The following is a 14,094-nucleotide window of genomic DNA, read 5'->3' as shown; positions in this document are numbered from 1 at the left end:
TCAGGCCTCCGGGTTGTCGGGCAGGCTGCCGCCGGCCTCGGTGAACTTCATTTCGACCATGCCGCGGGTGGCCGCGGCCAGGTCGAGCGCGGCCAGCGCCGCTTCATAGGCCTCGCGGGCCTGCTCACGCTGGCCCAGGGCCAGGTGGGCGTCGCCGCGCAACTCGGCGGCCGTGCCGGCATTGCCGGCGAAGGCCTTGCCCTCGAGGCGCTTGAGCACGTCCTCGTGGCGGCCCAGCGTGGCCAGCACGCGCGCGGCGCGCAGGTCCAGCACTTCGACCGTCGCCGGGTCCAGTCCCTCGCGGGCGACGCCGTCGAGCGCGGCCAGGGCCTCTTCGCCCTTGCCCTCGTCGACCAGGCGGCGGGCATCGGCCAGCGCGACCAGCGCGCTGTAGATGGTCTTGGGGTAGTCCTGGCGCAGCACCTGGGCGTGGGCGGCGGCCTTGGCGGTTTCGCCGGCCTCGCTGGCGCGCGTGAAGGCCAGGAACTCGGCCGCGGCCTCGACCTTGCGCACTTCGCCCTGCACCTGCCACCAGTTCCAGCCGCCGAGGGCCGCCAGGCCGAGGGCGACGCCGGTGATCAGGGAAGAGCCGTTGTTCTTGAGCCAGGCGCGAACGCGTTCGCCCTGTTCGTATTCGTCAATCTGGTCCATGGATCACTTCTTCGGGCCCGCACGCGCGGCGTGCAGGCGGGTGGACTGGGGGCGGCGGCCGCGCTCAGTGGCGGGCAGGCGCGGGTTCGCCCTCAGAGGATACCGCAAAGCGGGCGACGTTCGCCGCGCGGTAGGGCGCCAGGTCGAGGGGCTTGCCGTCGTGGAAGACCTGCACGGCGGCGGCGTTGCCCAGCGTGACGTGCCCCACTTCGCCGGCGGCGTAGCGGCGCTCGGCGCCCGCGTCGAGCAGGGCCTGCTCGACCCGTCGACCGTCCGGGCCCAGCACTTCCATCCAGCTCTGGCCGGTGAAGCGCAGCACGAGGCCGGTCTCCGGCGCAGCGGGCACGAGCTCGGCCGCGGCGGCGGCCGCGGTGGACTTGGGCTGGACCGGGGTGATCGAGGCCATCACCGGCTCCGGGCCAGGCGCGGCGGCAGGCGCGGCCACGATGGGCGCGGCCTCCGGCTCGAGGGCCGGCAGCACCGACGGGTCGGCCTCCAGGGTGACGTTGCCGGGACGCTCGGCGTTCTGGTAGTGGCGCGCCACCAGCACCACCGGCACCACCAGCACGGCGGTCATCACCAGGTAGATGCCGTTGCGCAGCGAGGTGTCGAGCGTGCGGCGCAGGCGCGAGCGCGACGCCATGGGCACGAGCACGGGCGCGGCCGACGGGGTGGCCACCCGTTGGGCCAGCTCCGACGGCAGGCCCAGCAGGCGCAGGTAGCTGCCGAGGTAGCTGCGCACGTAGATCGGCGCGCCCAGGCGCGGCCAGTCCTCGCGCTCCATCGCCTCGATGATCGCCACCGGCAGCTTCAGCTGCGCGCCGGCCTGCTCCAGGGCCAGGCCCTGCTTTTCACGGGCCGCCCGCAGGCGGATGCCGATGGGGTCTTCGAACAAAACGTCCTGCCGGCCTTCGGTGCTCATGACTGGGGGGATCCCTCGCGGGCGGTTGGCGTGTAGTCGGGGAAGGCCTGCCGCAGCCTCGCCCGGTAGCGCTCGGCGGCGGCGCGGTCGCCCGCGCCCTCCTCGATCGCGACCGCGAGGTCGAGCATTTCGGCACCGACCTCGCCCTGCGCCTCGCGGCGCTGGAAGAAGGCGCGGGCGCTCATGAAATTGCCCTGGCGGAACTGCAGCCGGGCCATCTGCTCGAGCAGCAGGGGGTTGTTGGGTTCGAGCTCGAGGCCCCGGCGCAGCGGAACCTCGGCACGGTCGAGCCGGTTGCCCAGCATGGCGCAGCGGCCGGCGTTGAAGTAGCTCTGCGCCTTGGCCTCGTAGAAGGGATCGGCGACGGCGCGGGTGAACAGCGCGTCGGCCTCGTCGTAGCGGTTGCGCTCGCACAGCCAGACGCCGCGCACGTTGAGCACGTGGCCGGCCTCGGGCGCGAGCTTGACGGCGCGGTCGAAGTGCTCGCCGGCGCGGGCTTCGTCGTTGAGCTGCTGGCGGATCATGCCCAGCACCACCTGCACGTCGGCCGATTGCGGGTCCAGGCGCAGCGCGCGGTTGGCGCGGTCGAGCGCCACGTCGAGCCGGCCGGCGCGCAGGTAGTTCTGCGCCAGCTGCAGGTTGGCCAGGCCCTTGTTGGACATCTTGGCGTGGCTGGGCCCGCTGTGGGCGGGCGTGCTGGCGCCGTTGCTGGCGCAGCCGGCCAGCGCCACCGCCAGGGCAAGGCCCCAGGCCAGGCGCAGGGATTCATGCCGCATCGGATACCCCCTGTTTCTCGAGCTTTCGCTTGAATTCGGACTGGCGGCGGGTGCGGTCCATGACCTGGCCCTTGAGCTGGCCGCAGGCCGCGTCGATGTCGTCGCCGCGGGTGCGGCGCACCATCGCCAGCACGCCGTTGTCGAGCAGGATCTTCTGGAAGGCGCGGATCTCCGTTTCGCCGCTGCGCTCGAAGCGCGTGCCGGGGAACGGGTTGAACGGGATGAGGTTGACCTTGGCGGCATCGGCGTACTGCATCTTGTTCGAGAACGCCTTCATCAGCTTCACGAGCTCGCGGGCGATCTCCGGCGAGTCGTTGACGCCCTTCATCAGCGTGTACTCGAAGGTGACCGAGTCGCCCTTCTTCTTGTGCCGCAGGTAGCGCACGCAGGCTTCCATGAGCTCGGCGAGCGGGTACTTCTTGTTGAGCGGGATCAGCTCGGTGCGCAGCGCGTCGTTGGGTGCGTGCAGCGACACGGCCAGGGCCACGTCGGACTCGACCGCGAGGCGGTCGATCATCGGCACGAGGCCGGAGGTGGAGAGCGTGACGCGCTTGTTGGCCAGGCCGAAACCCAGGTCGTCGCGCATCAGGCTCATGGCGCGCACGACGTTGTCGAAGTTCAGCAGCGGCTCGCCCATGCCCATCATCACCACGTTGGTGAGCTTGCGGTGCAGGTGGGTCTTGTTGCCCAGGTGCTTCGAGGCCACCCACACCTGGCCGATGATCTCGGCGGTGCTGAGGTTGCGGTTGAAGCCCTGCGTGGCGGTGGAGCAGAACTGGCAGTTCAGGCCGCAGCCGACCTGGCTGGACACGCACAGCGTGCCGCGGCCCTTGTCGGGGATGAAGACGGCCTCGATGGCATTGCCCGCGTCCATGCCCAGCAGCCACTTGTGGGTGCCGTCGGCGCTGGGCTTGTCGAACAGGACGTTGGGCGGACGCACTTCGGCACGCGCCTCGAGCTTGGCGCGCAGCGCCTTGCCCACGTCGGTCATCTGCGAAAAATCGGTGACGTGCTGGTGGTAGATCCACTTCATCACCTGGTGGGCACGGAAGCGCTTCTCGCCGAGTTCCTCGTCGAAGAAGCGCTCCATGCCCGCGCGATCGAGGTCGAGCAGGTTCACCCGGGCCGGGCCGGCGGATGCCGGCTCGACCTGCAGCGGGATGGACTTGTCGGTGGCTTCGATCACGTCGGGTGCCTGGCTCAGCGCGGGCAGAGCTCGGTGGCAGCGAAGAAGTACGCGGTTTCGATCGCGGCGTTCTCCAGGCTGTCCGAACCGTGCACGGCGTTGGCGTCGATAGACTGGGCGAAGTCGGCGCGGATGGTGCCCGGCGCGGCTTCCTTCGGGTTGGTGGCGCCCATCAGCTCGCGGTTCTTGAGCACGGCGTTCTCGCCCTCGAGCACCTGGATCATCACCGGGCCGGAGATCATGAACTCGACCAGCGCGTTGAAGAACGGGCGCTCGCGGTGCACGGCGTAGAAGCCCTCGGCTTCCTTGCGCGAAAGGTGCTTCATCTTCGCCGCGACGACCTTCAGGCCGGCCTTCTCGAAGCGGGCGTAGATCTCGCCGATGACGTTCTTGGCGACCGCGTCGGGCTTGATGATGGAAATGGTGCGCTCCAGCGCCATGGTGTGACTCCGTTTGTTTGCAGGGTTTGGGGGATTGGGACAGCCCGGGAATTTACCACAAAACCCCGCCCGGACACGGGTTTAGCGCATTTCCCTGAATAATTCCAGAAGCATCCGCCACCCCGCCCTCACCCCCACCCGCGGAGGCTCCCGCCCTTCAGGCGTTTCAATTGGGCATTTGACGGCGGCGCCAGCCCGGGTACACTCGCCAACAACCGTTTGAATCGAGCGCTGGCAGGGCCATGACCACGACCCATTTCAACACCAAGGAACGCATCCTCGGCGCCGCGGAGGAGCTGTTCGCCCAGCACGGTTTCGCAGGCACCTCGCTGCGCCAGGTCACCAGCCGGGCCGACGTGAACATCGCCGCGGTCAACTACCACTTCGGCAGCAAGGAGAACCTGGTCAACGAGGTATTCCGGCGCCGCATGGACGACATGAGCGAGCGCCGCCTGGCCCTGCTGCGCAAGGCCCTGGAGGAAAAACCCGGCGACCTCGAGGCCATCCTCTCGGCCTTCATCGAGCCGCCGCTGGCCCTGACCATCGACCGCCACGGTGGCTCGGCCTTCGTGCGCGTGCTGGCCCGGGCCTTCGCCGAAAAGAACGACCGCCTGCGCAAGTTCCTTTCCGACAACTACGGCCACGTGCTGCGCGAGTTCGCCAAGGCCATCGGCACCGCCCTGCCCGGCCTGGCCAAGGAAGACCTGTACTGGCGCCTGGACTTCACCGCCGGCGCGCTGACCTACGCCATGGCCGATTTCGGCCTGATCAAGCGGCCCGCCGGCGTGTCCGAGAAGGCCCACTGCGAAAAGGCCGCCCAGGCCCTGATCCGCTTCGCCGCCGCCGGCCTCCGGGCCGGCTGAGCCCCCGTTTCCTCCTCCCACGGAGCTGTTCCCATGCCTCAACTTCGCATCCGCAAGGTGGCCGTGCTCGGCGCCGGCGTGATGGGCGCGCAGATCGCCGCCCACCTCGCCAACGCCGACGTCGACACCCTCCTGTTCGACCTTCCCGCCAAGGAAGGCAAGCCCAACGGCATCGTCGAGAAGGCCATCGCCAACCTCGGCAAGCTCTCGCCCTCGCCGGTGGCGACCAAGGGCAAGGCGGCCGCCATCACCCCGGCCAACTACGACCAGCACCTCGAGCTGCTGCGCGATTGCGACCTGATCATCGAGGCCATCGCCGAGCGCATGGACTGGAAGAAGGCGCTCTACGACCGCATCGAGCCCTACGTGGCCCCGCACGCCATCCTGGCCTCGAACACCTCGGGCCTGTCGATCAACGGCCTGGCCGAAGTGCTGCCCGAGTCGATGCACTCGCGCTTTTGCGGCGTGCACTTCTTCAACCCGCCGCGCTACATGCATCTGGCCGAGCTCATCCCTTGCATCAAGACTGACCGCCAAGTGCTTGAAGGGCTTGAGACTTTCCTGGTCACCACCTTGGGCAAAGGCGTGGTCTACGCCAAGGACACGCCCAACTTCATCGGCAACCGCATCGGCGTCTTTTCCATCCTCTCGACCCTGCACCACACGGCCCAGTTCGGCCTGGGCTTCGACGAGGTGGACGCCCTGACCGGCCCGCTGCTGGGCCGCCCGAAGTCGGCCACCTACCGCACCTCCGACGTGGTGGGCCTGGACACCATGGCCCACGTCATCAAGACCATGGCCGACACCCTGCCCGAGGATCCGTGGCACGGCTACTTCAAGGCCCCCGAGTGGCTGCAGGCCCTGGTGGCCAAGGGCGCCCTGGGCCAGAAGACCGGCGCCGGCATCTTCATGAAGAAGGGCAAGGACATCGTGGTGCTGGACCTCAAGGCCCAGGACTACCGCCCCGCCACCGGCGTGGCCGACCCGGAGGTCGTGGCCATCCTCAAGAACAAGAACCCGGCCGAGAAGATCGCCCAGCTGCGCGCCAGCCAGCATCCGCAGGCGCAGTTCCTGTGGGCCCTGCTGCGCGACCTGTTCCACTACAGCGCCTGCCACCTGGCCTCGATCGCCGACACCGCGCGCGACGTCGACCTGGCCATCCGCTGGGGCTACGGCTGGAAGCAGGGGCCGTTCGAAACCTGGCAGGCCGCCGGCTGGAAGCAGGTGGCCGGCTGGATCGCCGAGGACATCGTGGCCGGCAAGGCCATGTCCAGCGCGCCCCTGCCCGACTGGGTCTTCGACGGCCGCGACGGCGTGCATGAAGCCGCCGGCAGCTTCAGCCCGGCCCGCGGCGAGCTGCTGCCGCGCTCGAACCTGGCCGTCTACAACCGCCAGCGTTTCCCGGACCCGGTGCTGGGCGAGCGCGCCAACACCGGCCAGACCGTGTTCGAAACCGAATCGGTGCGCCTGTGGCACGACGGCGACGGCATCGCGGTGCTGAGCTTCAAGACCAAGATGAACACCGTCGGCGACGGCGTGCTGGCCGGCATCCTCGAGGCCGTGGAACGCGCCGAGAAGGAGTTCCAGGGCCTGGTGATCTGGCAGCCGACCGAGCCCTTCTCGGCCGGCGCCGACCTCGCCGGCGCGCTGGCCTCGCTGCAGGCCGGCAAGCTCGACGAGTTCGAGAAGATGGTGGCCACCTTCCAGTCGGCCAGCCAGCGCATCAAGTATTCGCTGGTGCCGGTGGTCGCGGCCGTGCGCGGCCTGGCCCTGGGTGGCGGCTGCGAGTTCCAGATGCACGCCGCGCGCACCGTCCTGGCGCTCGAGAGCTACATCGGCCTGGTCGAGGCCGGCGTGGGCCTGCTGCCCGCCGGCGGCGGCCTGAAGGAAATCGCCGTGCGCGCCGCGCAGGCGGCCGGCCCGGGCGGCGACGTGTTCGCCCAGCTCAAGCCGTACTTCGAGGCCGTGGCCATGGGCAAGGTCTCGGGCTCGGCGCTGGAAGCCAAGGAGCTGCAGCTGGCCCGCCCGGGCGACGTGGTGGTGTTCAACGCCTACGAGCTGCTGCACGTGGCCAAGGCCCAGGCCCGCGCCCTGGCCGAGTCGGGCTATCGCCCGCCGCTGCCGGCCCGCGCCATCCCGGTGGCCGGTGACGTCGGCATCGCCACCTTCCGCATGATGCTCGAGAACATGATCGAGGGCCGCTTCATCTCCGAACACGACTACGAGGTGAGCAAGCGCATCGCCACCGTGCTCTGCGGCGGCGAGGTGGACCGCGGTTCCCTGGTGGACGAGGAGTGGCTGCTGCGCCTGGAGCGCGAGCACTTCGTCGCCCTGGCCCAGATGCCCAAGACCCAGGAGCGCATCGCCCACATGCTCAAGACCGGCAAGCCGCTGCGTAACTGAGCGACGACGAGGACACCAAAATGACCAAGCAAATCCAGGACGCCTACATCGTCGCCGCCACCCGCACCCCGGTGGGCAAGGCCCCGCGCGGCGTCTTCCGCAACACCCGCCCCGACGAGATGCTGGCCCACGTGCTGCGCGCCGTGGTCGACCAGTGCCCGGGCATCGACCCGACCCGCATCGACGACGCCATCATCGGCTGCGCCATGCCCGAGGGCGAGCAGGGCATGAACGTGGCGCGCATCGGCCTGCTGCTGGCCGGCCTGCCCAACGTCATCGCCGCCCAGACCATCAACCGCTTCTGCTCCTCGGGCCTGCAGGCCGTGGCGCTGGCGGCCGACCAGATCCGGCTCGGCAACGCCGACCTGGTGCTGGCCGGCGGCACCGAGTCGATGTCGATGGTGCCGATGATGGGCAACAAGGTGGCCATGAGCCCGCGCGTCTTCCAGGACGAGAACGTGGCCATCGCCTACGGCATGGGCATCACCGCCGAGAAGGTGGCCGAGGAGTGGAAGGTCTCGCGCGAGGACCAGGACGCTTTCGCCCTCGCCTCCCACACCAAGGCGCTGGCGGCCCAGGCCGCCGGCGAGTTCAGCGCCGAGATCACGCCCTACGACGTGGTTTCGCGCCAGCCCGAGCTGGGCGGCAACACGGTGCGCCTGCGCCAGCTGAAGGTGGAGCAGGACGAAGGCCCGCGCGCCGACACCAGCGCCGAGGGCCTGGCCAGGCTGCGCCCGGTGTTCCGCAACGGCGGCTCGGTGACCGCGGGCAACAGCTCGCAGATGTCCGACGGCGCCGGCGCGGTGATGCTGGCCTCGGCGCAGGCGATCAAGGACTACGGCCTGACCCCGCTGGCGCGTTTCGTCGGCTTCTCGGTGGCCGGCGTGCGCCCGGAGGTGATGGGCATCGGTCCGATCGCCGCGATCCCGAAGGTGCTGCGCCAGGCCGGCCTGACGGCCGACCAGCTCGACTGGATCGAGCTCAACGAGGCCTTCGCCGCGCAGGCGCTGGCGGTGATGCGCACCTGCGAGCTCGACCCGTCGAAGGTGAACCCGCTGGGCGGCGCCATCGCGCTCGGCCATCCGCTGGGCGCCACCGGCGCGATCCGCACGGCCACGATCGTGCACGGCCTGCGCCGCCGGCAGCTCAAGTACGGCATGGTCACCATGTGCATCGGCACCGGTATGGGCGCCGCGGGCCTCTTCGAAGCCCTCTGACCTGCCCTTCGTTGCACGAAAGACCCCCGGGGAAACCGGGGGTCTTTTTTAACGCGGATCAAATCGGATGGAAGCGGATAAGAGCGAATAGAGCAGATTTGAGTTTGGTCTTCCGCGGGCCAACGGTTTGCGGCGAAACCAATATCGATTCCGCTTTATTCGCATTTATCCGCTTCCATCCGATTTGATCCGCGTTCAAAAAATCAAGCCATCCTTGTGCCGTTGGGGACCGGGCGCTCGAGGGTGGTGAGGACGACGCCGTCGTCGGTGGGGAAGCCGGTGAGCAGGAATTCGGAGCGGAAGGGGCCGACCTGTTTGGGCGGGAAGTTGACCACGCCGACGATTTGCCGGCCGACCAGATCTTCGGCGGCGTAGAGCGCCTTCACCTGCGCGCTGGTCTTGAGCACGCCGATGTCGGGCCCGAAGTCGACCCAGAGTTTCCACGCCGGCTTGCGCGCCTCCGGGAAGTCCTCCACCCGCAGCACCGTGCCCGCGCGCAGCTGCACCTTCTCGAAGTCGGCCCAGCTGATCAGCCCGTGCCCGTCGATGGGATTCATGCCCTGCCCTCGCGCCAGTCCTTCCACGCATCCTGCGCCTGGTACCACCAGTACGACAGCTGGGCGCCGAGGAAACCCGCCGGCTTGAGCGCCGACACCAGGCCGTAGTCGCTGAACTCGCGCCAGCGCGGGTCGCCGTGGGCGATGGCCGCCGCCAGCACCTCGCCGGCGAAGGTGGTCGGCGCCACGCCGTGGCCGCCGAAGGCCTGGGCCAGCCACAGGCCCTCGTCCACCCGGCCGATCTGCGGCATCTGGTGGCGGGCGTAGCTCATCAGGCCCGACCAGGCGCGCTCGATGCGAACGCCCTCGAGCTGCGGGAACACCCGCAGCATGTCCCGCCGCAGCAACCGCTCCACCGCCGCGGGCGAGCGGTCGAACACCGAAATGCGGCCGCCCCAGAGCAGGCGGGTGTCCGGCAGCGGCCGGTAGTAGTCGAAGGCGAAGCGGCTGTCGTAGATGGCCGCGCGGGTGCGCAGCACCTCGTGCATGCGCGCGCCCAGCGGCTCGGTGCACACCACGTAGGTGGCGATCGGCAGCACGCCGGCGTCCACTTCGCGGCGCAGGCCCGCGAGGTAGCCGCCGCAGGCGAGCACCACGTGGCGCGCGTGCACTTCGCCCTGGGCCGTGCGCACCCGCCAGCCGCCGGCCTCGCGGTCGAGCGCGATGGCGGGGCTGGATTCGTGGATGGCCACGCCCTGTGCTTCGGCCACGCGCGCCAGCCCGCGGGCGTAGGCCAGCGGGTCGAAATGCAGGGCGTTGGGCTCGAACAGGCCTTCGGTGTAGCGTTCGCTGCGGACCAGTTCGGCGAGGCGCCCGCGCTCGAGCCACTCCCACTCCACGCCGAAATGCGTCGCCAGCAGCGCCTGGCGGGCGCGCATCGGCGCCGGGTCGCGGAACCAGTTGGCCCAGATCACGCCGGCGTCGGTGGCGCTGCAGTCGATGTGGTGGCGGGCGATGCGCCCGCGGATCAGCCCGACCGCATCCTGGGTGCCGGCGTAGAGCGCCTGCGCGCGCTGCGGGCCCAGCTCATCGAGCAGGGCCTGCTCGCCGCGCGAAAAACCGCCGAAAACGAAGCCGCCGTTGCGGCCCGAGGCCCCGTGGCCGAGGGTGCGCGCCTCCAGCAGCACCACCCCGGCGCGGCCCCGCTCGGCCAGGCCGAGGGCGGTATTGAGGCCTGCGAAGCCGCCGCCCACCACGCAGACCTCGGCCTCCCGGCGGCCCTGCAGCGGGGAACGCAGCGCCGGCGCGGGCGCGCTGGCGAGGTAGTGGCTGGCGGCGTCCATGCGGCCCCGCGTACCGGTCAGCGCGCCAGCGCGGCGCGCATGTACTCGCGTGTCGGCTCGGCCAGGTCCTCGTGTTCGAGCGCGAACTCGATGGTCGCCTCGACCAGGCCGATGCGGCTGCCGCAGTCGAACCGGCGCCCCTCGAAGCGATAAGCCAGCGCCCGCTCGCGCTCGAGCAGCGCGGCGATGGCGTCGGTGAGCTGGATTTCGCCGCCGGCGCCCGGACGGGTCTTGCGCAGCAGCTCGAAGATGCTGCCGCTGAGCACGTAGCGGCCGACCACGGCCAGGGTGCTGGGCGCGTCCTCGGGGCGCGGCTTCTCGACGATGCCGGCGATTTCGCCGTGGCGGCCGGAAAAGTCGCGGGTGGCGACGATGCCGTAGCTGCCGGTCTGCTCCGGCGGCACGTCCTGCACGGCGATCACGCTGGCGGCCTGCTGTTCGGCCAGGTCGGCCATCTGGCGCAGCGCACCCGGGCCCTTGTTCCAGATCAGGTCGTCGGGCAGCAGCACGGCGAAGGGCTCGTTGCCCACCACCGGCTCCGCGCACAGCACCGCGTGGCCCAGGCCCAGCGCCTCGGCCTGGGTGACGAAGACCGCGCGCACGTGGCGCGGCAGCACCTCGCGGATCATCGCCAGCAGCTCGGACTTGCCGGCCTTCTCCAGCTTCTGTTCGAGCTCGTAGGCCTTGTCGAAATAGTCGGCCACCGAATGCTTGTAGCGGTTGGTGACGAACACCAGCGTGTCGCAGCCTGCCTCGATGGCCTCGTCCACGGCGTACTGGATCAGCGGCTTGTCCACCACCGGCAGCATCTCCTTGGGCACGGTCTTGGTGGCGGGCAGGAAGCGGGTGCCGAGTCCGGCAACCGGGAAAACGGCCTTTCTGATGCGGGGGCTCATGCGTTCCTCGTGTTCGATTCGAATTCCGCGACCGGGGCGTCCAGGGCCGGGTTGGCGTCGGCCTGGCCGGGCTGGAAGTCCGGTACCGCCTCGTGCAGCAGGGCCAGCAGGCGATCGCCGGCTTCGGGCTCGGACAGCAGCTCGCCCAGCCGCGCCAGCAGCGCACCCGGGTCGTGGCCGACCGACTGCCGCGGCCGCGCCTGGAAGATGCGCGGGTGGCGGGTGCGCTGGTAGCGCTCCTCGGGATGGAACAGGATTTCGTGGAGCTTTTCGCCCGGACGCAGGCCAGTGTAGCTGACCTGTATGTCGATTCCGGGACGCTTTCCGCTCAGGCGGATCATCTGCTCGGCCAGCTCGCGGATGGCCACCGGGCGGCCCATGTCGAGCGCGTAAACCGCGCCATCCTCGCCGGGCAGCGCGGCCGCATGGAGGATCAACTGGCAGGCCTCGGGGATGGTCATGAAGTAACGCGTCACCTCCGGGTGGGTCACCGTCACCGGGCCGCCGGCGGCGATCTGCTGCCGGAACAGCGGCACCACCGAGCCCGCCGAATCGAGCACGTTGCCGAAACGCACGATCGACAGGCGCACGCCGCTGCCGCCGAGTTCGTCCTGGCAGGCCAGCTCGGCGAAGCGCTTGCTGGCGCCGAGCACGTTGACCGGGCAGATCGCCTTGTCGGTCGAAATCAGCACGAAGTGGCCGACGCCGGCCTCGCGGCAGGCCCGCGCCAGCACCGCGCTGGCCGCGACGTTGTTTCGCAGCGCCTCGCGCACCTGGCCCTCCAGCAGCGGCACCTGCTTGCAGGCGGCGGCGTGGAAAACGAAATCAACGCCACCCTCGAGGGCAAGGCGGCAGGCCACCGGGTCGCCGCAGTCGGCCAGCAGGGTGCGCACGCGCACCTGCGGCAGATCGCGCTGCAGCTCCTCGACGATGCCGCACAGCGACAGCTCGTTGCGCTCCATCACCACCAGTTCGGCCGCGCCCAGGGCGGCGCACTGGCGCACCAGCTCGGAGCCGATCGAACCACCGGCGCCGGTGACCAGCACGCGTCGCCCGCGGACCAGCCCAGCCCCCAGCGCATCGTCGAAGCTCACCGGCGGCCGGCCAAGCAGGTCTTCGATGCGCACCTCGCTGAGTTCGAGGCGCTGCGGTTTGCCCGCCAGCACGTCGGCGAGGCGGGGTGCGGAACGGAACGGCAGGCCGGTCTCGTCGCACAGGTCCACCACCCGTTGCATCTCGCCCGGGCTGGCTTCGGGCATGGCGATGACCAGCAGGTTGGGTGCCGTTTCCTGGGCGAGGTAAGGCAGGTCGCTGATCGGCCCCAGCACCGGCACGCCGCGCACCCGCGCGCCCTTGAGCGCCGGGTTGTCGTCCAGCAGGCCGACGACGCTGTAGCGCCCGTCGCCGGCGAGGTCGCGCAGCAGCGTCTCGGCCGTGCGGCCGGCGCCCAGCACCAGCAGGCGCTTGGCGTCGGGGTTCTCGCGCCCAAGGCGCCAGTCCTTCCAAAGGCGGTAGAGCACCCGCGGAACGCCCAGCACCACCACCAGCGCGAGCGGATACGGCAGCAGCACGCGGCGTGGCACCTCGGGCAGCAGGCCACCCAGGAAAAGCAGGGCCACGATCAGCAGCAGGCCCAGCAGTGCCCCCCGCGCCAGGTTGGCCAGGTCGGGCACGCTCGCGAAGCGCCACAGACCCTGGTAGAGGCCGACCCAGCGCAGGACGAAGCCCTGGGCCACCAGCGCCACAAGCAATTCGACGTGCAGCAGCGGCGGTAGCGGCGCGCCGGCCTTGCTGGCCAGCCAGCGCAGGCCGAGCCAGAGCAGCGCGACCATGAGCAGGTCGTGCAGCACGATCAGCACGCGCGGCAGGAGGAAACCGGTGGGCCGCTGGGGGACGGGTTTATGGGGGGATTTCATCAGGAGGCGGTTTGGGGGGAACCGTTGGGGGGCCATCGCCGGGAAAGGCTGCGATGCAACATGATGCCAACAAGGGCGGTGAAGATGGCCGCCCCGATCATCCAGGCCAATGGGCGACCCGCGAACGCCAGGGCCAGCGCGCCGGCACCCAGCGCCCAGGCCAGGTACAGGCCGCAAACCCCGGCATGGCTCCAGCCGGCGGCGACGGCCCGCTGGTAAAGATGCTCGCGGTGGGCCCGCCAGAGGACTTCCCGGCGGCGCGCCCGCGACAGCAGGGTCAGGCCGGCATCAAGGAGCATGGCCGAAGCCGGCAGCCACAGCAGCCAGGCCCCCTCGCCAGCCGCCGGCGCCGCCTGCAGGGCGATGGCCGCCAGGCCGAAGCCCAGGGCGTGGCTGCCGACATCGCCCAGGAACAGCCGGGCGCGCGGGAAGTTGAGCGGCAGGAAGCCGAGACAGGCGGCCGCCAGCAGCGTCGCCAGCAGCAGCGCGGCCGGCGACGGCCCGAGCCAGGCCATGGCGAGCGCGGCGACGATGGCCTGGCTGGCGGCCAGGCCGTTCGAGCCGTCCATGAAGTTCCAGATGTTCACCATCGACAGCACCAGCAGCGCCGCCAGCGCAACGCCCGGCACCGGGGGCAACACGCCCGGCAGCAGCGGCCAGGCCAGGGCCAGGCAAAGCGCGCCCGCCGCCTGCAGCGCCAGCTTGGCCAGCGGGCGCAGCGGGCGCAGGTCGTCGAGCAGGCCGCCGCCGGCGCACAGCGCCAGCCCGGCGGCGAAGCCGGGCCAGCCGCCGCCCAGCCACGGGGCGCCTGCCAGCAGCACCAGGGCGATGCCGATGCCGCCGCCGCGCGGGGTGGGCTGCTGGTGCAGGCGGCGCTCGCCGGGCAGGTCGAGGTGGCCGCGACGCAGCGCGAAGCGACGCCAGCCCTCGGCCAGCAGGAAGGACGCGGCCAGGGCCGCGGTGGCCACGGTGGTGCCAGCCATC

At 70.6% G+C, this 14,094-nt stretch carries 13 protein-coding genes; 3 read left to right on the top strand and 10 right to left on the bottom strand.

Translation table 11 applies throughout. The features are described 5' to 3' along the window. From ABS41_RS11010 to ndk, 5 genes are all read right to left on the bottom strand, one after another. Positions 1-651, bottom strand: a complete 651-nt coding sequence (locus ABS41_RS11010) for a tetratricopeptide repeat protein (protein ID WP_290594427.1) — start codon at positions 649-651, stop codon at positions 1-3. A 64-nt stretch (positions 652-715) separates the two neighbouring features. Next, the gene (locus tag ABS41_RS11005; RefSeq protein ID WP_290594426.1) at positions 716-1,573 is read right to left on the bottom strand and encodes a helix-turn-helix domain-containing protein; all 858 of its coding nucleotides are present in this window, start codon (positions 1,571-1,573) and stop codon (positions 716-718) included. After that, the gene (pilW, locus tag ABS41_RS11000; protein ID WP_290594425.1) at positions 1,570-2,349 is read right to left on the bottom strand and encodes a type IV pilus biogenesis/stability protein PilW; all 780 of its coding nucleotides are present in this window, start codon (positions 2,347-2,349) and stop codon (positions 1,570-1,572) included. Before pilW ends, ABS41_RS11005 begins: the two co-directional genes overlap by 4 nt. Then, positions 2,339-3,439, bottom strand: a complete 1,101-nt coding sequence (rlmN, locus tag ABS41_RS10995) for a 23S rRNA (adenine(2503)-C(2))-methyltransferase RlmN (protein WP_290594457.1) — start codon at positions 3,437-3,439, stop codon at positions 2,339-2,341. The genes pilW and rlmN overlap by 11 nt, the downstream gene beginning before the upstream one ends. 110 nt (positions 3,440-3,549) lie before the next feature. Continuing rightward, positions 3,550-3,975, bottom strand: a complete 426-nt coding sequence (gene ndk / locus ABS41_RS10990) for a nucleoside-diphosphate kinase (protein ID WP_290594423.1) — start codon at positions 3,973-3,975, stop codon at positions 3,550-3,552. A gap of 242 nt (positions 3,976-4,217) precedes the next feature. On the opposite strand from ndk, the gene ABS41_RS10985 reads away from it, so the two are divergent. The 3 genes from ABS41_RS10985 to ABS41_RS10975 are packed head-to-tail and all read left to right on the top strand — an operon-like array spanning position 4,218 to position 8,458. Then, positions 4,218-4,838 (top strand): TetR/AcrR family transcriptional regulator, encoded by a 621-nt coding sequence (locus ABS41_RS10985; protein ID WP_290594422.1) that lies wholly within the window; start codon positions 4,218-4,220, stop codon positions 4,836-4,838. Between the two features lie 33 nt (positions 4,839-4,871). Further along, positions 4,872-7,241: a 3-hydroxyacyl-CoA dehydrogenase NAD-binding domain-containing protein gene (locus tag ABS41_RS10980; RefSeq protein WP_290594421.1), complete on the top strand. Its 2,370-nt coding sequence runs from the start codon at positions 4,872-4,874 to the stop codon at positions 7,239-7,241. A 20-nt stretch (positions 7,242-7,261) separates the two neighbouring features. After that, positions 7,262-8,458: an acetyl-CoA C-acyltransferase gene (locus tag ABS41_RS10975; RefSeq protein ID WP_290594419.1), complete on the top strand. Its 1,197-nt coding sequence runs from the start codon at positions 7,262-7,264 to the stop codon at positions 8,456-8,458. Between the two features lie 203 nt (positions 8,459-8,661). On the opposite strand, the gene ABS41_RS10970 is transcribed toward ABS41_RS10975, so the two are convergent. From ABS41_RS10970 to ABS41_RS10950, 5 genes are read right to left on the bottom strand one after another with little or no spacing between them, the layout of a single operon-like run. After that, complete coding sequence (locus ABS41_RS10970) at positions 8,662-9,015, bottom strand: tRNA-binding protein (RefSeq protein WP_290594417.1); 354 nt, start codon at positions 9,013-9,015, stop codon at positions 8,662-8,664. Further along, positions 9,012-10,298: an FAD-binding oxidoreductase gene (locus ABS41_RS10965; RefSeq protein ID WP_290594415.1), complete on the bottom strand. Its 1,287-nt coding sequence runs from the start codon at positions 10,296-10,298 to the stop codon at positions 9,012-9,014. Before ABS41_RS10965 ends, ABS41_RS10970 begins: the two co-directional genes overlap by 4 nt. Before the next feature lie 17 nt (positions 10,299-10,315). Further along, positions 10,316-11,194: a UTP--glucose-1-phosphate uridylyltransferase GalU gene (galU, locus tag ABS41_RS10960; RefSeq protein WP_290594413.1), complete on the bottom strand. Its 879-nt coding sequence runs from the start codon at positions 11,192-11,194 to the stop codon at positions 10,316-10,318. Then, entirely contained in the window at positions 11,191-13,110 is a 1,920-nt protein-coding gene (locus tag ABS41_RS10955) for a nucleoside-diphosphate sugar epimerase/dehydratase (RefSeq protein WP_290594411.1), read from the bottom strand. Before ABS41_RS10955 ends, galU begins: the two co-directional genes overlap by 4 nt. Then, positions 13,110-14,093: a hypothetical protein gene (locus tag ABS41_RS10950; protein ID WP_290594409.1), complete on the bottom strand. Its 984-nt coding sequence runs from the start codon at positions 14,091-14,093 to the stop codon at positions 13,110-13,112. Before ABS41_RS10950 ends, ABS41_RS10955 begins: the two co-directional genes overlap by 1 nt. Between the last annotated feature and the right edge of the window lies 1 nt (position 14,094).

This window comes from Arenimonas sp. SCN 70-307, assembly GCF_001724815.1.
Classification (GTDB): Bacteria; Pseudomonadota; Gammaproteobacteria; order Xanthomonadales; family Xanthomonadaceae; genus Arenimonas.
This window is presented reverse-complemented; position numbering and strand designations above follow the sequence as displayed.